The 24,362-nt window shown below is 45.2% G+C and carries 24 protein-coding genes; 18 read left to right on the forward strand and 6 right to left on the reverse strand.

Annotated features, from left to right (window positions below; all coding sequences use genetic code 11):
- Positions 1–3 precede the first annotated feature (3 nt).
- On the forward strand, positions 4–2,421 hold the full coding sequence (locus NST58_RS12015; RefSeq protein ID WP_339247927.1) for a TIM-barrel domain-containing protein: 2,418 nt from the start codon (positions 4–6) through the stop codon (positions 2,419–2,421).
- Between the two features lie 89 nt (positions 2,422–2,510).
- On the opposite strand, the gene NST58_RS12020 is transcribed toward NST58_RS12015, so the two are convergent.
- Positions 2,511–3,854 (reverse strand): glycoside hydrolase family 30 protein, encoded by a 1,344-nt coding sequence (locus NST58_RS12020; RefSeq protein WP_339247930.1) that lies wholly within the window; start codon positions 3,852–3,854, stop codon positions 2,511–2,513.
- Between the two features lie 133 nt (positions 3,855–3,987).
- On the opposite strand from NST58_RS12020, the gene NST58_RS12025 reads away from it, so the two are divergent.
- A complete protein-coding gene (locus NST58_RS12025; protein ID WP_076130362.1) occupies positions 3,988–4,782 on the forward strand; it encodes an AraC family transcriptional regulator in 795 nt (264 codons plus the stop codon).
- 73 nt (positions 4,783–4,855) lie between these two features.
- Here NST58_RS12025 and NST58_RS12030 read toward each other — a convergent pair whose 3' ends face one another.
- Together NST58_RS12030 and NST58_RS12035 are read right to left on the reverse strand one after the other, a co-directional pair.
- On the reverse strand, positions 4,856–5,824 hold the full coding sequence (locus NST58_RS12030) for a glycoside hydrolase family 43 protein (RefSeq protein ID WP_339247933.1): 969 nt from the start codon (positions 5,822–5,824) through the stop codon (positions 4,856–4,858).
- Between the two features lie 157 nt (positions 5,825–5,981).
- On the reverse strand, positions 5,982–7,010 hold the full coding sequence (locus tag NST58_RS12035; protein ID WP_076280900.1) for a glycosyltransferase family 4 protein: 1,029 nt from the start codon (positions 7,008–7,010) through the stop codon (positions 5,982–5,984).
- Positions 7,011–7,152: 142 nt separating this feature from the next.
- On the opposite strand from NST58_RS12035, the gene NST58_RS12040 reads away from it, so the two are divergent.
- Entirely contained in the window at positions 7,153–7,662 is a 510-nt protein-coding gene (locus NST58_RS12040) for a DinB family protein (RefSeq protein WP_339247936.1), read from the forward strand.
- 63 nt (positions 7,663–7,725) lie between these two features.
- On the opposite strand, the gene NST58_RS12045 is transcribed toward NST58_RS12040, so the two are convergent.
- Together NST58_RS12045 and NST58_RS12050 are read right to left on the reverse strand one after the other, a co-directional pair.
- Complete coding sequence (locus tag NST58_RS12045) at positions 7,726–8,526, reverse strand: sugar phosphate isomerase/epimerase family protein (RefSeq protein WP_256716679.1); 801 nt, start codon at positions 8,524–8,526, stop codon at positions 7,726–7,728.
- Positions 8,527–8,621: 95 nt separating this feature from the next.
- Complete coding sequence (locus NST58_RS12050; protein ID WP_076130358.1) at positions 8,622–9,530, reverse strand: alpha/beta hydrolase; 909 nt, start codon at positions 9,528–9,530, stop codon at positions 8,622–8,624.
- 381 nt (positions 9,531–9,911) lie between these two features.
- Here NST58_RS12050 and NST58_RS12055 point away from each other — a divergent pair, with 381 nt between their 5' ends.
- The 10 genes from NST58_RS12055 (at position 9,912) to NST58_RS12100 (ending at position 21,152) form a co-directional block, all read left to right on the forward strand.
- On the forward strand, positions 9,912–10,412 hold the full coding sequence (locus tag NST58_RS12055) for a GNAT family N-acetyltransferase (RefSeq protein ID WP_339247942.1): 501 nt from the start codon (positions 9,912–9,914) through the stop codon (positions 10,410–10,412).
- 216 nt (positions 10,413–10,628) lie between these two features.
- On the forward strand, positions 10,629–12,698 hold the full coding sequence (locus NST58_RS12060) for a bifunctional aldolase/short-chain dehydrogenase (RefSeq protein ID WP_339247944.1): 2,070 nt from the start codon (positions 10,629–10,631) through the stop codon (positions 12,696–12,698).
- Between the two features lie 40 nt (positions 12,699–12,738).
- The gene (locus NST58_RS12065; RefSeq protein WP_076305639.1) at positions 12,739–13,497 is read left to right on the forward strand and encodes a DeoR/GlpR family DNA-binding transcription regulator; all 759 of its coding nucleotides are present in this window, start codon (positions 12,739–12,741) and stop codon (positions 13,495–13,497) included.
- 26 nt (positions 13,498–13,523) lie between these two features.
- On the forward strand, positions 13,524–14,252 hold the full coding sequence (locus NST58_RS12070; RefSeq protein ID WP_076130354.1) for a (Fe-S)-binding protein: 729 nt from the start codon (positions 13,524–13,526) through the stop codon (positions 14,250–14,252).
- A complete protein-coding gene (locus tag NST58_RS12075) occupies positions 14,249–15,802 on the forward strand; it encodes a LutB/LldF family L-lactate oxidation iron-sulfur protein (protein ID WP_339247946.1) in 1,554 nt (517 codons plus the stop codon). The genes NST58_RS12070 and NST58_RS12075 overlap by 4 nt, the downstream gene beginning before the upstream one ends.
- Positions 15,795–16,523: a lactate utilization protein gene (locus NST58_RS12080; RefSeq protein WP_076130352.1), complete on the forward strand. Its 729-nt coding sequence runs from the start codon at positions 15,795–15,797 to the stop codon at positions 16,521–16,523. The genes NST58_RS12075 and NST58_RS12080 overlap by 8 nt, the downstream gene beginning before the upstream one ends.
- A gap of 26 nt (positions 16,524–16,549) precedes the next feature.
- Positions 16,550–18,040 carry a rhamnulokinase gene (gene rhaB, locus NST58_RS12085; RefSeq protein ID WP_076193840.1) on the forward strand — a complete coding sequence of 497 codons (1,491 nt, stop codon included), beginning with the start codon at positions 16,550–16,552 and terminating at the stop codon, positions 18,038–18,040.
- Positions 18,041–18,585: 545 nt separating this feature from the next.
- Positions 18,586–19,860, forward strand: coding sequence for an L-rhamnose isomerase (rhaA, locus tag NST58_RS12090; protein ID WP_076218752.1), 1,275 nt, complete (start codon positions 18,586–18,588; stop codon positions 19,858–19,860).
- Between the two features lie 165 nt (positions 19,861–20,025).
- A complete protein-coding gene (locus NST58_RS12095; protein ID WP_076130349.1) occupies positions 20,026–20,664 on the forward strand; it encodes a Vat family streptogramin A O-acetyltransferase in 639 nt (212 codons plus the stop codon).
- Between the two features lie 110 nt (positions 20,665–20,774).
- Positions 20,775–21,152 carry a YkvA family protein gene (locus tag NST58_RS12100; RefSeq protein WP_081383451.1) on the forward strand — a complete coding sequence of 126 codons (378 nt, stop codon included), beginning with the start codon at positions 20,775–20,777 and terminating at the stop codon, positions 21,150–21,152.
- Positions 21,153–21,168: 16 nt separating this feature from the next.
- Here the strand turns inward: NST58_RS12100 and NST58_RS12105 are convergent, their stop codons facing one another.
- Entirely contained in the window at positions 21,169–21,561 is a 393-nt protein-coding gene (locus tag NST58_RS12105) for a helix-turn-helix domain-containing protein (protein WP_076130348.1), read from the reverse strand.
- A 150-nt stretch (positions 21,562–21,711) separates the two neighbouring features.
- Here NST58_RS12105 and NST58_RS12110 point away from each other — a divergent pair, with 150 nt between their 5' ends.
- The 5 genes from NST58_RS12110 (at position 21,712) to NST58_RS12130 (ending at position 24,290) form a co-directional block, all read left to right on the forward strand.
- Positions 21,712–22,386 carry an NAD(P)H-dependent oxidoreductase gene (locus tag NST58_RS12110; RefSeq protein ID WP_076130347.1) on the forward strand — a complete coding sequence of 225 codons (675 nt, stop codon included), beginning with the start codon at positions 21,712–21,714 and terminating at the stop codon, positions 22,384–22,386.
- Positions 22,387–22,573: 187 nt separating this feature from the next.
- Entirely contained in the window at positions 22,574–22,984 is a 411-nt protein-coding gene (locus NST58_RS12115; protein ID WP_339247950.1) for a CidA/LrgA family holin-like protein, read from the forward strand.
- On the forward strand, positions 22,984–23,670 hold the full coding sequence (locus NST58_RS12120) for an LrgB family protein (protein WP_076130346.1): 687 nt from the start codon (positions 22,984–22,986) through the stop codon (positions 23,668–23,670). The genes NST58_RS12115 and NST58_RS12120 overlap by 1 nt, the downstream gene beginning before the upstream one ends.
- Before the next feature lie 94 nt (positions 23,671–23,764).
- Complete coding sequence (locus NST58_RS12125) at positions 23,765–23,944, forward strand: hypothetical protein (protein WP_036689781.1); 180 nt, start codon at positions 23,765–23,767, stop codon at positions 23,942–23,944.
- A gap of 166 nt (positions 23,945–24,110) precedes the next feature.
- Positions 24,111–24,290 carry a hypothetical protein gene (locus NST58_RS12130; protein ID WP_076218748.1) on the forward strand — a complete coding sequence of 60 codons (180 nt, stop codon included), beginning with the start codon at positions 24,111–24,113 and terminating at the stop codon, positions 24,288–24,290.
- Positions 24,291–24,362: the final 72 nt, after the last annotated feature.

Here is a 24,362-nt window from a genome sequence, read left to right on the forward strand (position 1 = left end):
TTGATGGGAAATATAATGAAAGAGCCAACCCCTTTGGCGGCCCAATTAAAGCTGCATTCTGAACCAGGCAGTAATGCTGACGCGATTATTCAGGGGGAGTGCTATCGGTTCACTGTCTTAACTCCGGAGCTTATCCGGATGGAATATAGTGAGGAAGGTTTTTTCGAAGATCGGGCGTCGCAGACCGTTGTGAATCGCAATTTCCCGGTTCCAGAGTTCCGCGTAATGGATCTGGGGAATAAACTTGAGTTGATTACGGAGCGCCTGCATTTAACTTATGACAAGCAGCCTTTCTCCCGGCATGGTCTCAGTGTTCGGGTGAGAAACGAAGCGGGTCACCTAATGAGTGTCTGGAATTATGGAGATACAGTCCAAGATTTGGGAGGAACAGCACGTACACTGGATAATGCAGATGGTGCCATTCCGCTGGAGTACGGACTACTTTCACGTGCGGGGTATACGTTAGTTGATGATAGCACCTCCCTAGTACTGGAAGAGGATGGACGGGTCGAGCTACGGGCGTTGGCTGGCCTCGATGTTTATTTTTTTGGATACGGTCATGATTATTTGCACTGCTTGAAGGATTTCTATCACCTTTGCGGTCGTACGCCCCTATTGCCACGTTATGCCCTTGGCAACTGGTGGAGCCGTTATTACCGATATTCAGAAGAAGAATACAAAGCGTTAATGGAGCGGTTTGAGCTCGAGCGAATTCCGTTCTCCGTCGCTGTTATAGATATGGATTGGCATCTCGTCGATATTGATCCGCAGTATGGCAGTGGCTGGACGGGTTATACCTGGAACCGGGAACTGTTTCCGGAGCCTCAAAGATTTTTGGCATGGCTGCATGAAAAAGGTCTTCGAGTAACGCTCAACGTACATCCAGCAGACGGTGTACGGGCGTTTGAAGATCCTTATCTGGCCATTGCTGCGGAGATGGGGATGGACCCGGAAAAAGGGGATGCTGTGGAATTTGATATTACGGACCCGGATTTTTTACAGGCATACTTTAAGTTTCTGCATCATCCGCTAGAGGATGAAGGTGTGGACTTCTGGTGGATTGATTGGCAGCAGGGTGGAGTGACTAAAGTACCGGGACTAGATCCGCTTTGGATGCTGAACCATTATCACTATCTGGATAGCGGCCGGCGAGGCAACCGGCAGATTACTTTTTCCCGTTATGCAGGTCTTGGCAGCCATCGTTATCCTGTGGGCTTCTCTGGAGATACCATTGTCACTTGGGAGTCGCTGGATTTCCAGCCATACTTCACAGCCAACGCCGCCAACGTGGGATATGGTTGGTGGAGCCATGATATCGGGGGCCATATGAATGGTTATTTAGACGATGAGTTGGCAATGCGCTGGGTGCAATTCGGTGTGTTTTCACCTATTCTGCGGTTACATAGTTCTGCTAGTGCCTTTAACAGCAAGGAGCCATGGCGATTCAATAAGATTGCGGAAGATGTGATGAAGGATTGCCTGCGCTTGCGGCATAGTTTACTTCCCTATCTGTACACCATGAATCGCTACGCCAGCCGCGATAGTCTTCCGTTAATCCGACCGATGTATTATCATCATGCGTTGTCGAATGAAGCCTATGAAGTGCCCAATGAATATTATTTCGGAACGGAACTTATTGCCTGTCCGATTACACAGCCGGTCAACCCAAAGGTAGACGTTGCCGAATTTAAGGCTTGGTTACCTGAAGGGATTTGGATAGATTTTTTTAACGGAAGAGTGTACGACGGTGGCAGAAAGCTTTCTCTTTATCGCAATCTTGAGAATATCCCTGTATTAGCTAAAGCAGGTGCTATCGTGCCTATGGCAGATCTGACGCAATATACCTCTTCAGTGGATAATCCGAGGCATATGGAGGTCCGTGTATTTGCGGGAGGAAGGGGTCATTTTCATCTCTGGGAGGATGAGGGCGATACTGCGGAGGATCAGGACGATCAATGGTGTGATACAGAAATGATCCTGGAAATGGGGGATAGAGCGAGCTTCAAGATCCTCTCTGCTAAGGGAAATACAAAGGTTGTGCCTGAGCGGAGATCGTGGAAGCTGTCCTTTGTTGGTTTTGCTGATACGAAGGTACAGGTATTCGCTGGCGGCACAGAAATCGAAGCAAACATGGACTATGATGAGGCTACACATACGCTTACGATCATGATTTCGGATCAAGCGGTAGAGCATTCATTGGAGGTAACGTTCACAGATGCCCGGATTGCGGTGAATTCGGTAGATGATGAGGTGTTCAGCCTTCTGAACCGTGCGCAAATTCTTTTCCAATTGAAAGAACAAATTTACCATGTAGTCAAAGCAGCAGTAACGCCGATGGCAGCCCTGGCTTCTCTTGCCTCGTTGGATCTTGAACATACACTGTATGGAGCGTTATGCGAAATACTGTCGGCAAGACTTTAAGCACTATTTCATTGAATTTAATAAAAAAGGAGGTTCTCTCTGTGCGCTGGCATAAAGAGAACCTCTTTTTTATTAGGAATGAACCGCTGCTACTTAATTAGCAGGGTTTGAATGGCATGAGCCGGAATCATGTTCTCAGCCAGTTCGTCATGGAGGCGCAGGGTGAATGGAAGCTCTTGCTCTGTGCGATTCATAACGATAACAGCAATAGTGCCATCAGGGTTGCGAAAAGCTGTTGTTTCAAGCTTATCTGTATATTTGGAGAAACCAATGCGTTTAGCACCCGGACGAATATATTTACTGAAGTGCCCGATGTAATAGAAAGAGCTCTCAAAAGTAATTTCATCGTTTTTGGTATCTCCGATAATTGGAGCGTCACAGTAATTTCCTACATGATTAGGTCCACCTTGCTCATCCAAGACAATGTTCCAGTCTGTCCAGCTCGACATCCAGTTGTTCAGATTGCCAATGATATCATGTCCGTAACGTTCACCAGTGTTCCATGAGCCGAGATGAACGCCACCTTCTTGGCAGCCTTCGCTGAAGAACAGCTTTTTATCTGGGAAACGATCATGTACAGCAGAGAGGGCTTCGAAGTGATCACCGGAATACCAATGGAAGCAGATTCCCCATATGTATTTGGACGCTGCTTGATCTTCAAAAGCAACCTTAGCACGGTCATATACCCGTTCTTTGTTATGATCCCAGATCATAACTTTTACATGGCCCAAGCCCGCTTGTTCCAGAGCAGGTCCCAAGTAGTCACGCACAAAATCCTTTTCTTCTTCAGCGGTATACAGGCAGGAATCCCATCTTTGTACAGCTTTGGCTTCATTCTGAACACTGACAGCCCAGATATCAATCCCTTCTGCAGCGTACGCCTCAATATATTTAACGAACATGTTAGCCCAAGCCTCACGATATTCAGGCTTAAGAGCTCCGCCTCCGTTCATTTGCCCGTTTGTCTTCATGAACGCTGGAGGACTCCATGGGGAAGAGAACAGACGAAAATCTTCACCTACTGCTGCGGCAGCATTTTTTATGAGGGGGATAATTGATTCGTGATCTCTGGAAATATCGAATGAACGTAGCTCCGCATCGCCTTCCTCTACATAAGCATAGTTGCCCAGTGAGAAGTCGCAGCTTTGGATGTGTGAGCGGCAAAGGGTGTATCCGATGCCGTGCTCAGGATGAAAATAAGCGTCAATGATTTCTTTTTGTTTAGCTTCACTAAGTTTAGCGATAGTAACGGCAGAGGACTCCGTAAGGGCTCCACCAAAGCCTTCAATTTCTTGATACTCCAGATCATCATAGATATTGATTAGCTCTGATTCGACTCCTGACGTATCGGGAAGGAAAATCAGAGGGTCCTTTTCTGTTAAACGATCCGTGGTTTCTTTAGCGGTTTGAATGACGCGAATAGTTTTACTCATAATGGTTGATAACCTCCTACATATGAATTCTGTCTTTATTATAGAAGGAGATTCACTGCACTTTGAAGAAACTATATGGCTAAGAACCTCAACAATCTGGTCATTGATTACTATAGAAAGAGGAGCAAATGCGATGGAAACAAACAGCGTTCAAATTAGTTTGTGTGGATTTATCCGCCATACTCAGCCTTTTCGGCAACTATATCGCAGTGGGTTGGATACCTATATCATCAGGCTGCAAGCCGAAGGGGAATGTGAAGTCCTCATTGATGGAGAAATGACTACCGTAGTACCTGGGGATCTACTATTATTTAAGCCCTATGATATATATGATCTGAGAATCGGTGAAAAGAAAAGTCCTCTGGGACATAGTGTGGACTATTTTGTAATGTGTACAGGGGAATGGGTGGACCACTGGTGGAACCTGCGTGAGCGACCCAAAAAGGTAAGAATTGCGGATGATGGTAAGCTGCAAAGTATATGGCAACAGCTTGATCTGGAGAATAGAAGACTAGACGGGGGTAGCCCTGAAATACTAGAAGCGCTATTTAAAGCTTTATGTTTGCTGTTAGATCGGGCTATGGAAGAGGCACCTGCATCATCTTCGGCTTCACTTCTACACGGACTTAAGATGAAGAGTTATGTGGAGGAGCATGCTACTTCAGAGATCAGACTAAAGGACGTAGCCGCTCATGCTGGAATTAGTGTGACAAGGGCCGTGCATGTATTCAAAATCCAATTCGGTTATTCTATTATGCAATATGCGGGGCAAATCCGGCTTGCGATGGCACTGAGATTAATGGACAATACCAATTACACCTTAGAGCGTATAGCAGAGGAGACGGGGTTTGGAAGTTATACCTATTTTCACAGGGTGTTTCGGGAGCGTTATGGTGTCTCGCCAGGTATTTATCGAAAGAGAGAGTAGAAGGTTTAGCAGTAAAAAGAAGCTGCCCCATAAATCACAGAATAGGGCTTAGGGGCAACTCCTCGATTAGACGTTAATTATAGTAAGGCCAGCCAGCTGAATCCCATTCGAGATCACTGATTAACAATTTGGGTGCACCATTCTCGGCGACACTGTAAGCATGGCGGACGATAACGTTGGTTCCGTATATATCCTGTCCACCAGGACCCGCCCAAAAACTGTTGCCGCTATCGATGACCGTAGCCCCGCCATTTTTCATATCAGTACCGTCCTTTGCATAGAAAGGCCCCAGTACGCTGGTTGAGCGTCCCACTGCAATTTTATAGGTGCTGTTTACGCCTGAGCAGCATTGGCCAATGGATACGAATAGATAATAATATCCGGTATTTGGATTGTAAACCATGCTGGAGCCTTCAATCCCTCCGGATTTAGTGGCAATGCGATAGGAGTTGCCCGTTGGCTTCATGGTTGTTTTGTTGATGGAGGTAATGTAAATCCCGTTGCTCCAGGAACCGAAGGTCATCCATAGGTTTCCGTTAGCATCTGCCGTAATGTTAGGATCAATGGCGTTATAATTGGAGGCGTCATTTGATGAGATAACGACACCTTGGTCCGTCCATTTTCCCCCGGAGATCGATTTAGTAGTTACTAAACCAATAGCAGACACTCTTGAGCCGAATGTGGAGATAGAATAATAGAGGTAATAGGTACCGTTATAGTAGAAAATTTCTGGAGCCCATACATCTAGCCCTTCTTGATTGGGAACGTAAGAGCTCCACCAGGAGGGTTTCGAGTTATAAATCGGAAGGGAGCGAATATAGTTCGTTCCATCGTTTGAAAACATCACTTGGAGACCTGATCCCGTGCTGAATACCCAATGTGTGTTTCCCTCTTTGATATATGAAGGGTCGTGTACGTTGGTATCTCCAGTCAGATTCCAGGTTGCTGCATAAGCTTGCGATCCTGCTGAGAAAACAGTTGTAAAAAGCATTAAAAAAGACAACAATAACAACCGATAACCTTGCCCACCTTTTTTCGCCATATTCCTTCTCCTTTTAGTTTATATTTTCCTAAAGTGTTTCATTATTTTGCAATTGATAACGCTTACATAATATCTTGTATTATTTCTCTAGTCAATGATTCTTTTGGATCAATAAAAAAGCAAATCTCAGCCATCGGAGACTTGCTTTTTTATATTTTTATAATAAATCTGTGATCGCTTGTTCAAATAATCTGACACTATTTTCCCAAGTCCATTTGCGCGAATATCTTTCCCCCTGCTCCGCTAATTTAGTTCTTAAGTTGGGATCACGTATTAAGCGAATGACATCTTCACCGAGCCGGTTCTCATATCGATAAGAGAGCAAACAGTTTTTTTTGTGATGGGCGTATTCCATATTCCCGCCCGAATATACACAGACTAACGCTGCTCCACAACGCATGGCCTCAAGTCCCGGTAAAGAGCCTGTATCAAAAATACTTGAGCTAACAAAAATATCCGCACCGTTATAGTGATAGCAGAGCTCCTCATCATTTGCTGGCGTAAAGAACCGATATTTGCCAGTAGCTTTCATTCTTTGGAGAATTTCTGAGGTGTTGAACTCGTCAGGCGGACTGATGAAGTTAATATTTACATCGGGATATTGGCTTTTTACGTAATCCAGCTGTTCTATAAGATAATCTTGCTCACGGTGCCAGGAGAAACCTCGTTCTGTTTTTCTTAATATAGCTGTTATGTTTAAAGGCTCTTGAAGACTGTGACGGATATTCATATTTTTAAAAGAGGAGCTAATGCCAATGGGCACGATACTGCCGGTGATGCCATGATTTAAACGGATCAGCTCCTGCTGCCAACGTGATAAAACGATTAGATGCTCAGTGATGTGATAGGAGGGGAAGGAGCGTCCGTTATCCGGTAAAAAAGGTGGCTCATAACATAAAGATAAACGTACATGAACCCCTTTTCCTTGTTGGCTTGCTGCTTGGGCGATGGGGACAGTTGTAAAATAATTAGAAACAATGACGTCTCCGGGAGGAAAGTCATGCTCGTGAATATTCATATGTGAGGAGCGGATTACGTTTGCGCGCACATCATAAGAAATAGCGCCATCCACAGGCAAAAGGAGATTGACCTGATGACCCAAGTCTGTCAGCCCATTGGTGAGCTCTACTAGCATACGTTGTGCTCCGCCATGAGATAAGGTCAGAATAGGGAATGTGAATCGCATTGATAATCCCGTCCCTTCCAAGTTAGAGCTATAATGGTGAAACAATATGATTCAATCGTTCCTTTTTTTATTTTATTCAGCTCCTATAGAAAAGTACCATTTATCAAGCTTATAAACAAAAGGAGAAGGAAGAGGGGTTAGTATGAGTGAAATCATTATCGAATGTATGAGAAGGCTCGATCAATCCTTGGGGTATGTGGAGCAAGCTGTAAATAAGCTAACGACCGAAGAGATCTGGTTTCGTCCAAAGTCAAAAATGAATGCCATTGGTAACCTATGCCTGCATATTGCGGGCAGCGAATATCAGCATCTGGTCAGCGGAATCGGCAATAAGCTAATAGAAAGAGATAGACCTAATGAATTTTTGACCAGAGGCGGTTATTCATCACAGGAATTATTGCAGTATATGCTAAAGGTCAGGGAAGAAAGCCGTTCGGTGGTGGGCAATTTGACGAAGGCTGATCTAGAACGGGAGGTCACCATTAGTTTCCCTGAGGGGGCTGGAATGGAGAATTATACTTGGAGTATTCAAAAGATTATGATCGGAGCGGCAGAGCATTATTCCTATCATACAGGTCAAATCGTATATGCCTCTAAATTGCTGCAGAAAGAGGATGATCATCTGCTCAATAACTGGAAGCATTATTTTTGAGCATAGATAAAGCTGGGGATAGATGCGCAGCTGCTGCTAACACCTATCCTCAGAAATGGGTTTTTATTGTGTTATAGGTGCAAGCTTCTTCAGTAAAGCAACGGTTTCATTAACCTCCAGATCCTTGATATCTTCTAATGACACATCGATCATTGGCTTATATTCTTGGAGTTTGCGCAGGAAAGCCTCGGTATGGAATACTCCGCTGCCTGCTTTTCCGTGGTATGCTTTTTCACCATCTTGATAGATATCTTTTAAATGCGCCAGAATGATACGGTCGCCGAATAATCTGAAGGAATCATCGACAATTTGATCCTGCAAATGCGCAGCCGTGCCAATAAAATTACAAGGGTCCAATACAACACCTATACAGCTTGATGGGACTTCATCTAAGATGCGGCGCATCTTGTCTGGTGTAGAAAGTGTATGTGTGCAGACCCCTTCTAGTCCTAGAAAAACGCCCCATTTTTCAGCTTCCTCTGCAAGTTCTTCTACAGTTGCCCTTAACGTATCCCAGCCGATAGCTTCGTAATGGATCGGATCTTGTGCTTGAAAAGTAGTCAGCGCACCTGTTTCTGTTGCCACCATAGGTGCGCCGAATTGGCGGGCATAACGAAGATGCTCTTTAAAACGATTGATCTCAGCTCTCCGGATGACAGGATCCGGATGAACAGGGTTGATGTAACAGCCCAAAACACCGATACGTATTCCTGCTTTGTCAAATTGTTCGCCAATATAGCTGGCAAGACCTGGACTTAGTTTACCGGTAGAAGTGTCGATGTCCTGAATGGCTTTGGATAATGCAAGCTGAACAAAATCGATATCATAATTCTGAAGGGTTGCAGTTAACGACTTGAGCGGCAAGCAGCCAAATGTGTGGGCCAGAGTTCCGTATCTGATGAGTAACCTCTCCTTTAATAGAGTAAGTATGAGTAATAACCTTCATAATAGTAACGCTTTCATAAGGATGCAAGTGATTTATCATTATCGCGGGTCAGGAAATTGATGATTTCAGTGTTGACTCTATCCGGTTGCTCATGATTAATGCCGTGTCCCGCACGGGGAATCACTTGGTAATGAAACTTTCCATCCTCTAAAATATCTATGAAATCCTTTGATTGTTTTAACGCGTGTTCTCCTACTAAAAAATAAAGCTTATCTCTGACGGCAACTGCGGCGTTTTTATCATATTTTTGAAGCTTATGAACAAACATAGCTTGCTGATTATGAGCTCGCATTAAAAGAATTAGATGAGCAGCTACTTCTGGGTGATTGTCAAATAAAGGGGAGTCAGGCGCACTTAACTTCTTCAGCACTTTCAGTAAATTGCGATCCGTGGGAATCAGAATCTCTGGGAACATCATCATTAGCGTTTGCAGCATGGCTTTGATGGGTGTGGTGACCATTCCGCCTTCCAAACAAATCACACGGTTCACTTTGTCCGGTTGCTTGGTTGCATAATTAAAAGCAATATAGGCGCCATTTGACACCCCTGCAATATTAAAGATGTCTATGCTCAGATGTTTGGCTATTTCATTAATCCATTCCACCTGCTCAAACTTTTGTTTATTAAAGTGCGCATTAGGAATACTTTTTCCGGGTCCGCCCAGAGTATCAATAGCAACGCAGTAAAAATGCCGCGATAATTCCTCGATGTTAAGGAGCCACATGACCGCCGAGTTGTCACCAACGCCATGAAACAGAAATAAAGGGGGATTACTCTTTTGCCCGGTAAGGATACAATGCGTCAGCCCATATGTGGTTGGGAGATCGAGCTCTTCAAGAGGAATAGGCCACTGATCAACTAGCTGTTGGTAGGATTGCCACACTCGTTCTTGCACCTTGGCATTTTTAAAGCTATTTACCATCACAAACCTCCTTAGTGAAAATACAACATCTGTATCTTATTCCAATAAGTATACTACGAGAGTGGGGAAGGAGGAGCGCGCAATAGGAACATTCCTGTGAAAAGAGGGGTGCAGACCAGTTAAGTGTATTTCATACAACTAAATTGCTACTTTACTCTCACTACTGTGAAATAGATGTACTTCGTACAACTATTTCTCTCGTATTTAGCTGATTCAGCTAAATTGGGCGAATTTAATTGCACAAAGTACACTTAACACATTAGGCGTGAGCATTGAAGTTCATTTTAGTTGTAGAATGTGCAATTAAATAATGCATGCCGGTCTCTTTTGCGGTAAATTTTGATAGGGAAGTTATTAATAACGTTCTAGGTGGGGATGATTATGCTCGTTGAGCTAAAGGAAGCTAGTGTTTCAGATGGACGCGATATTTTTGAGCTGATTGTGGAGATAGGTCCGGGGGAGAATGGATTCGTCAATAACGGATTTGATCTGGCTTACAGTCAATTTCCTGATTTCATCCGGGATCGGATAGCACTTTCACAAGGTGATAATCTTCCGCCACAGTATGTAGCACAAACCAACTACTGGCTACTGATTGACGCTTATCCTGTTGGTGTCGGAAAACTAAGACATTCCTTAAATGATCAATTGAGGAAGTCCGGTGGACACATCGGTTATAGTATCAGACCCAGTGAAAGAGGAAAGGGTTATGGTACGATTTTTTTGGCAGAGCTGTTAAAAAAAGCTGCGGACATGGGGATTGATAAGGTCATGCTGACTTGTGAGCCGGACAATATATCTTCGAGAAAGGTTATTGAGGCGAACAAAGGAATACTACAGGGCATTGAGAATGAAAAATGTAACTACTGGATCACCCTTTAAGCTGGTGTGAAAAATAGGGGAGGAGTTGCCAAGAGGCAGCTCTTTTTTGTTATTCGCGATGTTATTGTAGTTCATCCAATGGAGATTCGTCTAAAATGTGAAAAAAAATTAAAATTTTGATGAAAGCGCTCTATTCAAACACAAACAAATAGTTTAAAATCAAAACAAACAAAAATAAACGAAAAAACAAACATTCAAAAACGGAGGTATTCACAAATGGTACAAAACTTATGGGATTCATCTCGGAAAACGAAATTAAACGGGGGATTGGATGCATTAGTGTTCCGCTCTAATCTGCTGGGCGAAGATCGCAGAGTCTGTAACTTTGGCGGAGGGAATACCTCCAGCAAAACGATAGAATTGGATTTTCGCGGGCGTGAGGTAGAAGTAATGTGGGTGAAGGGCAGCGGCTCTGACCTTGCTACGATGAAATCAGGCAACTTTACCGGACTAAGGCTTCAGGATATTGCCCCGTTATTTGAACGTGATGAAATGCCAGATGAAGAGATGGTAGCTTATCTCGCAAATTGTATGATTGATCCTAAACATCCGCGTGCTTCTATCGAAACGTTACTGCATGCATTTTTACCTTTCAAGCATGTGGATCATACGCATCCAGATGCCATTATCAGCTTATGCTGCGCTCATAACGGTAAGGAAATTGCCCGTGAGATTTATGGGGATCGTTTCGTATGGGTGCCATACATCCGTCCAGGCTTCACTTTATCCAAAATGATTGCCGAAGGTGTGCTCGCAAACCCTAAAGCTGAATTAGTGCTGATGGAGAAACACGGTCTCGTGACTTGGGGGGATACACCTGAATCTTGTTATGCCAAAACAATCTCCATAATTAACGAAGCGGAAAGTTATATTGAAGAAAGAATTGAAGATCAGAACCTATTTGGCGGCCGCAAATCGGAAGCACTTCCGGAAGCAGAGCGGCGGGCTGTAGCGGCGGCAGTGATGCCACTGATCAGAGGCGCGGTCAGCGATGAGCGTAAAATGATTTTGACCTTCGACGATGCGGAGGATGTGCTGCGTTTTGTAGGAGGGGCTGACTCGGAGAAGTTATCCGGTGTAGGCGCAGCTTGTCCAGATCATTTGGTACATACCAAAATGAAGCCGCTTTTTGTTGCGTGGGAGCCAAATACCAATGATATCGATGGCTTGAAGGCGAAGCTGAGCGAAGCGATTAGCGCTTATAAGGAGCAGTACAAAGCGTACTTCGACCGTAATAAACATGAAGGCGATGTAATGTTCGAGGCTGCGCCACGTGTGATCCTGATCCCTGGCGTGGGCATGATCAACACAGGTAAAAGCTGGAGCAATTCTAAGATCAGCGGAGCCTTGTATCACCGGGCGATTGCTGTTATGCGCGGAGCTACTGCGCTGGGAGATTTCGTCTCTCTTAGTGAGAATGAATCGTACAATGTGGAATATTGGCCCCTGGAATTATATAAATTATCCTTGGCTCCGGCAGAAGCGGAGTTCTCCCGTAAAGTTGCCTTTATTACAGGTGGTGCCGGGGGAATTGGGAGTGAGACGGCTCGTCGTTTAGTATCAGAAGGAGCGCATGTTGTATTGGCAGATCTCAATCTGGAGGGTGCACAAAAAGTAGCGGAAGAGATTAACGCTAAGTATGGTGAAAATCGTGCATTCGCCGTTAAAATGGACGTAACTCAGGAAGAGCAGGTAACTGCAGCTTATGCGGAGACAGCCCTTTTTTATGGCGGGGTCGATATTATTGTTAATAATGCTGGGCTTGCAACCTCCAGTCCGTTTGATGAGACTTCATTGAAAGAGTGGAATTTGAATATTTCTGTGCTGGGCACAGGATATTTTCTCGTTGCACGCGAAGCTTTTAAAGTGATGAAGGAGCAAAAAATCGGAGGCAGCATGGTATTCATCGGCTCCAAAAATTCTATTTTTGCAGGTAAAAGCGTCTCGGCTTACAGTTCTGCCAAGGCGCTCGAAGCCCATCTGGCCCGCTGCATAGCAGCTGAAGGTGGAGAGTTTGGCATCCGTGCCAATACGATTCTGCCCGATGCAATTCTACAAGGATCAGCCATCTGGAATTCGAACTGGCGTAATGAACGGGCGGCTGCTTACGGGATTGAGCCGGATCAATTAGAGGAGCATTACCGTAAACGCACGACGCTGCTAGTTAATATTTATCCACGTGATATTGCCGAAGGCGTTGCTTTTTTTGCTTCTTCCAAGTCAGAGAAAACTACGGGTTGTATGCTGACAATCGACGGTGGAGTGCCAGCAGCTTTTACTAGATAAGAAGTAGCTTGAATATAGATAGGAATAACGGAGGGAAATCATGCTGATTGCAGACAGATATGAACGAATCGTAGAACTAGTGAATGAACGTGGCAGCATCCGTGTCTCAGAATTGAGTACATTATGCCAAGTGACGGAAGAAACCATTCGCCGCGATCTGGATCGATTGGAAAAAGCGGGGCGGCTGCTGCGTTCGCATGGCGGAGCAGTTAGCCTGCGTGACCGGCAACCGGAGACTCCTTATGCCGAACGAGAAATCATGAATGCAGCGGAGAAACAGCGGATTGCCCGTGAGGCGGTAATGATGATTAAGCCGGGCGATCGGATTTTGCTGGATGCCAGTACAACGGCTTGGTATATGGCTTCGCATTTGCCGGATATGCCGCTCACTGTGTTGACCAATTCTACTAGAGTGGCAGCAGAGTTAAGCGGGAAGGAGCGGATCGAGGTCTTTTCTACAGGCGGGCAACTGAGCCGCAGATCAATGTCCTATGTGGGTCATTTAGCAGAACGTTCGCTTGAATTGTATCACGTGGATAAAATGTTTTTTTCCTGCAAAGGATTTCATCTCGAACGTGGCGCTAGTGAATCAAATGAGCTGCAAGCTATGGTGAAACGAAAGATGATTTCTATAGCGGAGCAAGTGATCTTATTATGCGATTCCAGTAAATTCGGAATTCAAGCGTTCACACATTTTGCGGCTCCTAGTGATGTGAATGTCCTAATAACGGATTACAGCCCTGTTGAAGAACAAATGAAGCAGTTGCAGAAGCTGAACATCGCAATAACGACGGTGTAGTAAATAGTTGTGCAGGAGGTGAAGGCATGAAGGTATCGATGTTTATAACTTGCGTCAGCGATGCCGTGTTCCCGAAGGTCGGGGAAGCCATGGCTCGTCTGCTGGCCAGATATGGCGTACAGCTGGAGTTCCCTGAGGTGCAGACCTGCTGCGGACAGCCTGCGTACAACAGTGGATATTGGAATGAAGCGCGGCAAGCTGCACTTACGATTCTGCAGGCCTTCGATGACAGTGATTTTGTCATTGCACCTTCCGGATCCTGTACGGGGATGCTTCATCATTACCCTAAGCTGTTTCAGGAAGATCCGGTTAATCTGGTCAAGGCGCAGAATTTGCAACGCAAATCCTATGAATTCAGCCAGTTTATGGTGCAGGTGCTTGGCGTAACTGATCTAGGAGCAGTGTTTCCGCATAAGGTTACCTATCATCCTTCCTGTCATGGCACAAGGATTCTAGGGATTCGCGACGAACCTATGCAGCTTATGCAAAATGTGAAGGCGATGGAGCTGGTACCACTGCCTTTTGCTGAGGACTGCTGTGGGTTTGGTGGAACCTTTGCCGTGAAAATGTCTGATATCTCCGGGGCGATGGTCACTGAGAAATCAGATCATGTGCTGGAGACGGAAGCAGAAATCCTAACGGGTCTGGATATGGGTTGTCTGATGAATATTGCCGGGAATCTGCGTTACCGCCGCGAACCCGTTCGAGTTATGCATTTAGCAGAACTGCTGTATGAGGGGGTGACTGATAAATGAGTCAAACCACCACCAATCTAACGGCGAAATCAGAGAACGGGAAGCCAGCAACAGTAAAAGAGCGTGCAGACTTGGCACTGAATAATGACTTTTTACGCAAGGCTGTTCGTTTTACCACGGAGAGACTGCGTGATGGAAAACAAAAAGCAGCTAACGATCATGGCCACTGGGAAGAGTGGCGTGAACGTGGGCGGCAAATCCGTCTACACACGATCGCCCATCTTGATTACTATTTGAATCTTTTTGCTGACAAGGCAAGAGCAAACGGCACACATATTCATTTTGCAGCAACGGGTGAAGAGGCTGTGAAGATTGCCCTTGAAATCGCGCAGCGAAAACAGGCAGCTTCTGTGGTCAAATCCAAATCAATGGTTACTGAGGAGCTGCATTTAAATAAGGCGCTGGAATCCATTGGTGTGGAGACCATAGAGACGGATCTGGGGGAGTATATTATCCAGCTTGCCGGGGAAACCCCGTCACATATCATTATTCCGGCGATTCATAAGAACCGCTACCAGATTGCCGAGCTGTTGTCCAAAGAGGCAGGGGAGGAGCTTTTGCCTGAAACTACTATTCTTGCTGGATTTGTACGGCGAAAGCTGAGAGAGAAGTTCCTTGATGCGGATATCGGAATGACTGGCTGTAACTTTGCTATTGCAGAGACGGGTTCGATGGTGCTGTTCGAGAATGAAGGCAACGCTCGTATGGTCACCACTTTACCGAAAACACAAATTACCCTGATGGGGATGGAGCGGATTATTCCTTCGTGGATTGATCTTGAAGTGATGGCTACATTATTGCCTCGTTCGGCAACAGGGCAGAAGTTAACGGTATATATGTCGGGTATTTCTGGTCCCCGCAGAACCAACGATGGTGATGGGCCGGAAGAGCAGCATATTATTATTCTTGATAATGGCCGATCTGAGCAGCTAGGCGATCCTGAGTTTCAGGAGCTGCTGAATTGCATCCGCTGTGGAGCTTGTCTGAATGCTTGTCCTGTCTACCGTCATATTGGCGGTCATGCATATGGGGGAACGTATAGCGGACCTATAGGAGCGGTGTTGACCCCGGCGCTGAATAAAAATGTAGATCAATGGGATGACATCGCCTCAGCCTCTAGCCTATGCGGAGCATGTTATGAAGCCTGTCCGGTCAAAATTCCTCTGCATGATATGCTCATCTATTTACGGCGGCGGAAGGTTGAACGTGGTTATGGGGATAAGGCAGAAGGTCTCGGCATGAAGGGTTTTGGGGCGATTATGGCGAAGTCACAGCGATTTAGTAATGTGATGAAGGTAGGTAGAATCGGGCAAAAGCTGCTCGTGCGAGACGGAGGAATTCCGTCGAAACTGGGGCCGCTGAAAGGCTGGAACAATTATCGGATCGCCCCGAAGCTGGCAGATCAATCCTTCCGTGAGAGCTGGAAGGGGCTGCAACAGGAGCTAGACAAGAACAGTCGCGAAATGGACCCGGCGATACAGAAGCGAATGGAAGATTTACTAGCGAAGCGGAAGCGGGAAGAGCTGGAAGGAGAGGCCGGGCATGACTGAAGAGACGCACAGTAACTGGTTGGAACGTATGGAGCAGGATTCACGTGAAAAGCAGCAGGGATTCATGAATGATATCGCTCGCCGCCTGAAGCGGCCGAGAATTACTGAAGCTCCCGCACACCCTTTTCGCGGCGCACCGCAGTACTGGCAGCAATTCAAGTGGAGTCCGGAGGAAAGGATTGAACAATTTACGGCGAATTTTCAAAGCGCCGGTGGCCATGTATTTCGTGTGAAGGATATGGATGAAGCCAAAGCTTTCATCGTCAGCAAAGTCAATGAGATGCTCGCACGGTATATTCTCCGGCAAAATGTCACCGAGCTAGCAGCACTTCGACTAGAGGAGGAACTCACAGATACACGGGTGTCTGTCTGGAATACAGATGATCAGGAGGCATGGAAAGCTAGGGCGGCCGAGGCTGATATTGGAATTGTGATTGCGGATTATGCAGTTGCCTATACAGGCTCCATTACTGTGCTGTCCTCTGAGAATAAAGGCCGTTCAGTCAGCTTATTACCTACCGCATTAATTGCCATCGTTCCATTGGAGCGGCTGAAGACTCGTCTCGGTGAGGTGCTTATTGATTTTGATGAAGCTGGGCCATCGGGGCTGCCGGCGGGCATCCATTTTATCTCAGGACCTAGCCGTTCAGCGGATATTGAGAATGATCTGACGATAGGTGTGCATGGTCCAGGAATCGTATTCGCTTTGCTAGTAGGCTGATAGGAGATAAGGAGTGTTGTATAGGGATGAATACACAAGCTCATAATCAAAATCAGAATCATATTGCTGTTGATATCGGAGCCTCTAGTGGGAGAGTGGTCTGTGGAACCTTGCAGCAGCCGGGAGGAACCCTGTCTATAGAAGAAATTCATCGCTTCAGTAATGGATTCGCTGAACAAAATGGTAATCTATATTGGGATATAGATTATTTAGTTGCTGAAATCGTCAAGGGCTTACAGCAGGCCAAGGCTAGAGGGATCGAGCGCTGCACCGTGGGCATCGATACTTGGGGTGTCGATTATGTACTTCTCGATCAGGAGGGGGCGCGGATCCATGAGGTTTTTTCTTATCGTGACTCCCGAACGGATGGAGCGATAGAGAGGCTGCATCGTAACATCTCAACTGAAAGCGTTTACGGAAAAGTGGGGATACAATATCTCCCGATAAATACGTTGTATCAACTGTTTGTGCATGATCAGGCGGAGCTGGAAGCAGCACATTCCATCCTGCTGGTCCCTGATTATCTTTATTATCGGCTTACGGGTCGCAAGATTAGTGAAGTGACGATAGGTTCCACCTCTGGGATGCTGAATCTTCACACTCGTGATTACGATGAGGATCTTCTGTCGGTGCTTGGTCTTTCAAAAGAGCAATTCCCTCCCTTAACAGAACCTGGGGAACCCGTTGGGAGGTTGACGGAGGACTTGGCGGCTCGCGGCGATCTTCCAGATTGCGAGTTCATAGCAGTAGCCTCTCATGATACAGCATCAGCTGTACTAGGGGTTCCGGCAAACAGCGAGAAATGGGGATTTCTCAGTAGTGGTACTTGGTCACTCATCGGGGTGGAACGGAGTTCAGCCATCACAAGTCCAGAGGCAATGTTACGCAACTATACGAATGAATGGGGAGCCTACGGATCATTCCGGTTTCTTAAAAACATTATGGGCATGTGGTTGATTCAAAAGGTTCGTGAGGAGTACGGCGGACAATACAGCTTCGGCGAGCTGGTAGAGCTGGCAGCACAAGAAATCCCTTTTAGATCGATCATTTATTGCAATGATGAACGCTTCATGAATCCACAGAGCATGATTGACGAGATCCGCAGCTATTGTGTGGAAGCAGGACAGTTGGTCCCTCAAACACCTGGGGAAATGGCTCGATGTGTATTTGATAGTCTTGCTTTATCTTATTATTTCTACATTCAGGATCTCCAGCAATTGACGGGTGACAACTTAGAGAGGTTGCATATCGTTGGCGGAGGTGCGAATAACGGTCTGTTGTGCCAGATTACGGCAGATCTGCTGGAGATGGAAATTCACGCCGGACCAACAGAATCTACGGCTTTAGGCAATCTGGTGGTGCAGATGATCAGCACAGGTGCTGTAACTGATCTTCAAGAGGCGAGAGAAATTATAAGTCGTTCATTCCAAGTAACATCTTATATACCGAAGGGGATGGACCCCACGACCAAAAAAGCGGCTTTGGCACAGTTCGCCCGGCTGCAGGTCGTTAATTAGTAGCTAAGTTTAGTGGAAAACGAGCTAAAGAGAGGCAAAAGTGCCTCTCATCGAGCGCGATACGCGGAACACGAGCTAAAGAGAGGCAAAAGTGCCTCTCATCGTGCGGCGTATGCGGAAAGTGAGCTAAAGAGAGGCAAAAGTGCCTCTCATCGAGCGCGATACGCGGAACACGAGCTAAAGAGAGGCAAAAGTGCCTCTCATCGTGCGGCGTATGCGGAAAGTGAGCTAAAGAGAGGCAAAAGTGCCTCTCATCGAGCGCGATACGCGGAAAACGAGCCAAAGAGAGGCAAAAGTGCCTCTCATCGAGCGCGATACGCGGAAAACGAGCTAAAGAGAGGCAAAAGTGCCTCTCATCGAGCGCGATACGCGGAAAACGAGCCAAAGAGAGGCAAAAGTGCCTCTCATCGAGCGCAATACGCGGAAAACGAGCTAAAGAGAGGCAAAAGTGCCTCTCTTTGAGCGGAGTACGCGGAAAACGAGCTAAAGAGAGGCAGAAATGCCTCATCTAAAACACACTAAGTTAAAAATCAGGAGGCTCAAACATGGAGCAGAGTAAAGAGAGCTTACAGAGCATTCAGAACAGCTACAATGAAGCGAAAAAGCTTTACGCACAGCATGGGATCGAAGTAGATAAGGTGTTGGAGCAGCTAGCGGAAATTAAGATTTCTTTGCATTGTTGGCAAGGGGATGATGTGAAGGGTTTTTTGAATAAGGAAAAAGAACTGAGCGGCGGGATCGCAGTCACCGGAAGTTACCCGGGGCGGGCCGGGAATCCGGAGGAGCTGCGCCGGGATTTGGAACAGGCTCTAGCACTCATCCCAGGGCAACATAAAATAAATTTACATGCTATTTATGCGGATACAGAAGAGACTGTAGATCTCGACGCGTTAGAGCCTAAGCATTTTGAGCGCTGGGTGAGCTGGGCAAAAGAGCAGGGACTCGGATTGGATTTCAATCCTACCTGTTTTTCTCATGAAAAAGCAAATGATGGCTTCACACTGAGTCACCCAGATCCTGAGATCCGCAACTTCTGGATCGCTCATTGCAAGGCCTCACGTCGAATCGCCGAGTCCTTTGGTCAAGCATTAGGTCAGCCTTGTGTCACTAATTTTTGGGTTCCAGATGGTTATAAAGATACGCCGATCGACCGCTTGTCACCAAGGGTACGGCTTCAGCAGTCACTCGATGAAATCTTCAGCGAGGAAATCGATCAGCAATATAACATTGATGCTGTAGAAAGTAAGCTGTTTGGTATTGGTTCGGAAAGTTACGTGGTTGGCTCACATGAATTCTATATGGGTTATGCGCTAAGCCGGGGTAAGGCGGTGTGCTTCGATGCTGGGCATTTCCATCCAACCGAGACGATTTCGAATAAGCTGTCTTCCTGGCTGCTGTTTGGGGATCAATTGCTGCTGCATGTTAGCCGTCCAGTACGCTGGGATAGTGATCATGTGGTTACTATGGACGATGAGCTGCTCGAGATTGCCCGTGAACTGGTTCGTGGTCAGTTTCTGGACAGAACGCATATTGGATTAGATTTTTTTGATGGAAGTATCAATCATGTTGCTGCTTGGGTGATCGGAACACGAAATACATTAAAAGCTTTGCTTCGTGCCATGCTGGAGCCAATCGAGCAATTGAAGCAAATTGAGCTGGATGGAGATTACACTTCAAGGCTTGCCTTGGTCGAGGAATTTAAATCGTATCCGTTTGGAGCCATTTGGGATTATTATTGTGCGAAGAATGGCGTACCGGTCCGGGAAAGCTGGCTAAATGAAGTGAAACAGTATGAGGCTGAGGTTTTATCGAAAAGATAGAGGTAGAAGTAGAAGTGAAGTAGAACGAACTTTAACAATATAAGTAGATAAAAGATAGGCGGTTACCGGCAGGTAGCCGCTTTTTTATGTTTATGAATCGTACATGATTTGAATTCAGCTCTGATCTCTGCTATGTTTTATCCAAAAGAGAGCGAGGCGCAAACTATGAAACAATATGGACCGAACCCGAATACGCTCTATCCCAATGAACAAATTAAAAGTATCTGCTATATAAAAAATGCGATTACAAGAGACAATATCATTGTTGGCGATTATACCTATTATGATGATATAAACGGTGCAGAGAAGTTTGAGGAACGTGTGACTCATCATTATGATTTTATTGGCGATAAGCTTATTATTGGAAAATTCTGCGCGATTGCCAAAGGCATTGAATTTGTCATGAATGGTGCCAACCACCGGATGAATTCGGTTTCGACCTATCCGTTTAATATCATGGCCCATGGCTGGGAACAGGCGGTCCCGGATTTAAAAGATCTGCCGCTAAAAGGTGATACAGTCATCGGAAACGATGTTTGGATTGGACAAAATGTTACGGTTATGCCAGGTGTGCATATTGGAAACGGAGCAGTTATCGCAGCCAATTCTACAGTTGTAAAGGATATTCCGGCGTATAGTGTAGCTGGAGGAAATCCCTGCAAAGTGATCAGACAACGTTTTGATGATGAAATGATCGAATATCTTGAAGCGCTGAAGTGGTGGGATTGGGATGCTGAGCGAATCTTTAAGAATCTTGAAGTGTTATGCAGCAGCGATTTAACGAAAATCAAAGCGATCAATTAACCGTAAGTAGGTTCAGGATACGGACTTTAGTTTATCTTAAAGATATAAACCTCAATTGAGGGAATACTTTAGGTATGTACGTCATATGAACCTTTCGGAGGGAACCGGCAATGAAGAAAGATAAGGTCAAGAATAGCATGGAGCTCACTGCAGAGGAATTTCCATATAGCAAAGAAAATGAGGAAATGGTAACGCAAAATTTTTGGACGAAAACTAAAAAGTTTGCAGGCAAAATTCCATTTACTAAAGATGCTATCGCGATGTATTATTGTGCCGTCGACGCTAAAACACCTTTATGGGCGAAAGGAATTGCTTTCGGTGCATTGGCTTATTTTATTTCTCCTATAGATGCTATACCCGATGCGATTCTAGGTCTTGGATTTACAGATGATGCAGCGATTATCGCAGCAGGCATTAAAGCGATATCCGGTCAGGTAACCAACGAACATAAGGAAAAAGCTGCAGCGTTTTTTAATGGGGAAAAATAAAAGGTGCAGCATTGAGCTACACCGTAATATCTGTACCTTCAGGACAGCTTTCTGCGGAAAGCTGTTTTGTTTTGTACACCTCGCCCCAATCTTTCATGAGTTTAATAATAGGAATCAGTGTCTTGCCGAATTCAGTTAAAGAGTATTCGACTTTTGGGGGAACCTGATGGTAGACCTCACGGTGTACAACCCCATCCTCTTCCAACTCTCTTAGTTGCAGGGTCAGCATACGTTGGGTAATGCCCGGGCAGATCCGGCGGAATTCGTTAAAACGTTTCGTGCCATCAATCAAGTGATAGATGAGAATTCCTTTCCATTTGCCTCCTATAACGTCCAGTGTGAATTCTACAGGGCAAGCTTCTTTGTTGCTTTCCGGGAAATTTCCGAAGCCACCTTTTCGGTCACGCATAGCTGTTCAACTCCCATGGTATCATTTTGTATACTACATAACATTATTGTGCGTACTTTTAAAGAAGTGATATATACACTAATATTAAGCATGTGATCGGCAAACAGTCAAATGCTCGTCGATGCTAATCAAGTAAAGGGAGTGTTACTCATGGATACTTTATCGTTAAACAAGAATGAAATCCTGTCTGCATATCAGTTCAGACATGCAACTAAAGAATTCGATAGCCATAAAAAAATTAGTGAATCGGACTTTCAATTTATTCTGGAAACTGGACGATTGTCACCAAGTTCATTCGGATTCGAGCCTTGGCGTTTTGTGGTAGTACAAAGTCCGGAAGTACGTGAGAAATTACGTCCTTATGCCTGGGGCGCACAAAAGCAACTGGCAACCGCAAGCCATTTTGTGCTTATTCTCTCACGTCTTCCTAAAGATATGGCTGCTGACTCCGATTATATTAAAGGGATCATGGAGAATGTGCAGGAGTTGCCTCCGCAAGGAATGGAAGGAAAACGTAAAGTTTTTGATAAGTTCTTGAAGGTTGATTTCGGACTGATGGAGAATGAGCGGGCAATGTTCGAATGGAGCTGCCGGCAGACTTATCTGGCGCTTGGGAATATGCTGACTTCAGCTGCGTTAATCGGGATCGACTCCTGCCCAATGGAAGGTTTTGATAAAGCTAAGGTTGAACAGATTCTGGAAGAAGAAGGGATTTTGGACGCTGAGCATTTTGGAATCTCCTGTATGGCAGCTTTCGGATATCGCCTGAATGAACCACGTGGTAAGACGCGTCAAGGTGCAGAGCAAGTAATTCAGTGGGTTTAACGAAATTGAATCTTAATCTTTGAGCCTGTAAAGTCTCTGTATTCTGGGGATTTTGCAGGTTTTTTTGCGATATTTCTTATAAGATTCAAAAATTAATTGAAAGTTTCATGAAAACTCTGATACCCTTATGAAGGTGACTCCATATTAGCGCTATCGCTTTAACTTAATAATGAAGGGATCCTGCATCATGAAAATCATTCGCATTATTATCCAAGTGTTCCTGCTATATTTGTTCTACTTGGCTGGGGACTATCTGCAAAAGCAACTGCATCTCCCCGTTTCCGGGAGTATCGTAGGATTACTGTTACTTTTTGTTCTATTGCTATTCAGGGTCGTGCCTGTGAAGTGGATTGAAGAGGGTGCTACAACGATATTAGCTTATCTTCCGTTATTTTTTATTCCAGCGACAGCTGGGATCGTGAATCATATGGATATCTTTAGTGGTAGAGGTTTACTATTAATCCTAATCCTTATCGTTAGCAGTGTTCTCACGATTGCCGCAGCTGCACATTCTAGCCAACGGCTTACTAGCGTAAACAACAAGCTGAAAGCGGGATGGAGCGGCAAGAGACTAAGCGAAAAGGGGAAGGAAATATAATGTTTTTTATCGCAACAGGTATTGTACTGCTTAACGTAGCTATTTATTTGATGATGTCAGTAGTATATAGACGATTTCGTATTCCTGTACTTATTCCCGCGCTTACAGCAACAGTGATTGTTGTAACTTTACTACTATATTTTCATATTCCGTATGATACATATATGATAGGCGGCAAATGGATTAATCAGCTGCTCGGTCCTGCTGTAGTATCGTTAGCCTACCCATTATATAAACAACGTAATGTGTTGATTGAGAATCTCCCGGCAATTCTGGGCGGAGCCATTGTAGGTCTGCTTATAGGGATGTTTAGTGGACTGCTTTTGGCGGCAGGTCTAGGCTTCTCTAAATTATATGTTTTATCTTTATTACCTAAATCGATCACTACACCTGTAGCGATACAGATCTCGAACAGCTTAGGTGGGGACTCTTCTTTAACCTCTGTATTTGTTATGATTGCTGGATTTACAGGTGCGATTGGCGGACCTTTTATCATCAAACTGTTTAGAATTCGTAGTGAGGTTGGAATCGGAATTGGTCTAGGAACCGCTTCACATGCTCTAGGAACAGCAAAGGCCTTGGAATATGGTGAACAATCTGTTTCGATGAGCTCGGTTGCGATGACTGTTTGCGCCGTAGTTGGCTCTTGTATCGGCCCACTTGTAGCGTGGATGATGTACCCTTAAATTATTCTTTTAATTGGACTATGTTTGCAAAACACTCCATCGGGTAACTATAACTAAGGAACAAAAAAAGCAAAGCACCTGAGGAGGATTTCACATGTCCGATCACACACAAGATGAAGCGGAAATCCGCAACAAGGAAAATAAAGAAGGCGATTCATTAGCTGAAATTAAGAAGATGGAGAACGGTGTAGACATCGAGCCAGAGGCAGATGAGTGGGTAGCCAAACCTGCTGAATCCTCACACCCAGATCCGCTTCCCGATAATTTGGAGTAAATGATTCGGAAGACAGGCTGTCCTTTAGGGGACAGTCTGTTTTTGTTGATGATTATAGTAAGTATTGTATAATAAATAAAAGTACAACCTCATCAGAGTGTTTTCTCCAAGTTCGTCTTAGCTTTTCGCAAATTTCACAGATCTTTGCCAACAGGGAGGAAATGGAATGCGTAGTCGGAATGAGAACAGCCGTTACCGGCAAAAACGTGGTGAGGCTCTAGCAGGAAACTTTGAGAAAAAGTACGGTTCAAACTTTGGCGTACGCAGTGAGCTTAAGATGGATGCACTGAAGAAACCAAACGACGATCAGTTGCTGACGACACCTCATGAAGAAGAGCATAAATAATTAGAAGGTAACAAGTGGGAGACTTTTACTCCTGGAATTCTGGAATGGAGGCATAACCTTTTGGGTTATGTC

It is taken from the genome of Paenibacillus sp. FSL R10-2796 (assembly GCF_037965315.1).
Taxonomy (GTDB): Bacteria; Bacillota; Bacilli; order Paenibacillales; family Paenibacillaceae; genus Paenibacillus_AQ; species Paenibacillus_AQ odorifer.

Bases quoted from the DNA above. Each gene is read 5' to 3' on its own strand.
- NST58_RS12025 (WP_076130362.1), top strand. From the start codon at position 3,988: ATGGAAACAAACAGCGTTCAAATTAGTTTGTGTGGATTTATCCGCCAT.
- NST58_RS12035 (WP_076280900.1), bottom strand. From the start codon at position 7,010: ATGCGATTCACATTCCCTATTCTGACCTTATCTCATGGCGGAGCACAA.
- NST58_RS12130 (WP_076218748.1), top strand. From the start codon at position 24,111: ATGCGTAGTCGGAATGAGAACAGCCGTTACCGGCAAAAACGTGGTGAG.
- NST58_RS12050 (WP_076130358.1), bottom strand. From the start codon at position 9,530: ATGGTAAATAGCTTTAAAAATGCCAAGGTGCAAGAACGAGTGTGGCAA.
- NST58_RS12040 (WP_339247936.1), top strand. From the start codon at position 7,153: ATGAGTGAAATCATTATCGAATGTATGAGAAGGCTCGATCAATCCTTG.
- NST58_RS12095 (WP_076130349.1), top strand. From the start codon at position 20,026: ATGAAACAATATGGACCGAACCCGAATACGCTCTATCCCAATGAACAA.
- NST58_RS12020 (WP_339247930.1), bottom strand. From the start codon at position 3,854: ATGAGTAAAACTATTCGCGTCATTCAAACCGCTAAAGAAACCACGGAT.
- NST58_RS12115 (WP_339247950.1), top strand. From the start codon at position 22,574: ATGAAAATCATTCGCATTATTATCCAAGTGTTCCTGCTATATTTGTTC.
- NST58_RS12060 (WP_339247944.1), top strand. From the start codon at position 10,629: ATGGTACAAAACTTATGGGATTCATCTCGGAAAACGAAATTAAACGGG.
- NST58_RS12055 (WP_339247942.1), top strand. From the start codon at position 9,912: ATGCTCGTTGAGCTAAAGGAAGCTAGTGTTTCAGATGGACGCGATATT.
- NST58_RS12080 (WP_076130352.1), top strand. From the start codon at position 15,795: ATGACTGAAGAGACGCACAGTAACTGGTTGGAACGTATGGAGCAGGAT.
- rhaA (WP_076218752.1), top strand. From the start codon at position 18,586: ATGGAGCAGAGTAAAGAGAGCTTACAGAGCATTCAGAACAGCTACAAT.
- NST58_RS12125 (WP_036689781.1), top strand. From the start codon at position 23,765: ATGTCCGATCACACACAAGATGAAGCGGAAATCCGCAACAAGGAAAAT.
- NST58_RS12105 (WP_076130348.1), bottom strand. From the start codon at position 21,561: ATGCGTGACCGAAAAGGTGGCTTCGGAAATTTCCCGGAAAGCAACAAA.
- NST58_RS12030 (WP_339247933.1), bottom strand. From the start codon at position 5,824: ATGGCGAAAAAAGGTGGGCAAGGTTATCGGTTGTTATTGTTGTCTTTT.
- NST58_RS12075 (WP_339247946.1), top strand. From the start codon at position 14,249: ATGAGTCAAACCACCACCAATCTAACGGCGAAATCAGAGAACGGGAAG.
- NST58_RS12065 (WP_076305639.1), top strand. From the start codon at position 12,739: ATGCTGATTGCAGACAGATATGAACGAATCGTAGAACTAGTGAATGAA.
- NST58_RS12070 (WP_076130354.1), top strand. From the start codon at position 13,524: ATGAAGGTATCGATGTTTATAACTTGCGTCAGCGATGCCGTGTTCCCG.
- NST58_RS12110 (WP_076130347.1), top strand. From the start codon at position 21,712: ATGGATACTTTATCGTTAAACAAGAATGAAATCCTGTCTGCATATCAG.
- NST58_RS12015 (WP_339247927.1), top strand. From the start codon at position 4: ATGGGAAATATAATGAAAGAGCCAACCCCTTTGGCGGCCCAATTAAAG.
- NST58_RS12100 (WP_081383451.1), top strand. From the start codon at position 20,775: ATGAAGAAAGATAAGGTCAAGAATAGCATGGAGCTCACTGCAGAGGAA.
- NST58_RS12120 (WP_076130346.1), top strand. From the start codon at position 22,984: ATGTTTTTTATCGCAACAGGTATTGTACTGCTTAACGTAGCTATTTAT.
- rhaB (WP_076193840.1), top strand. From the start codon at position 16,550: ATGAATACACAAGCTCATAATCAAAATCAGAATCATATTGCTGTTGAT.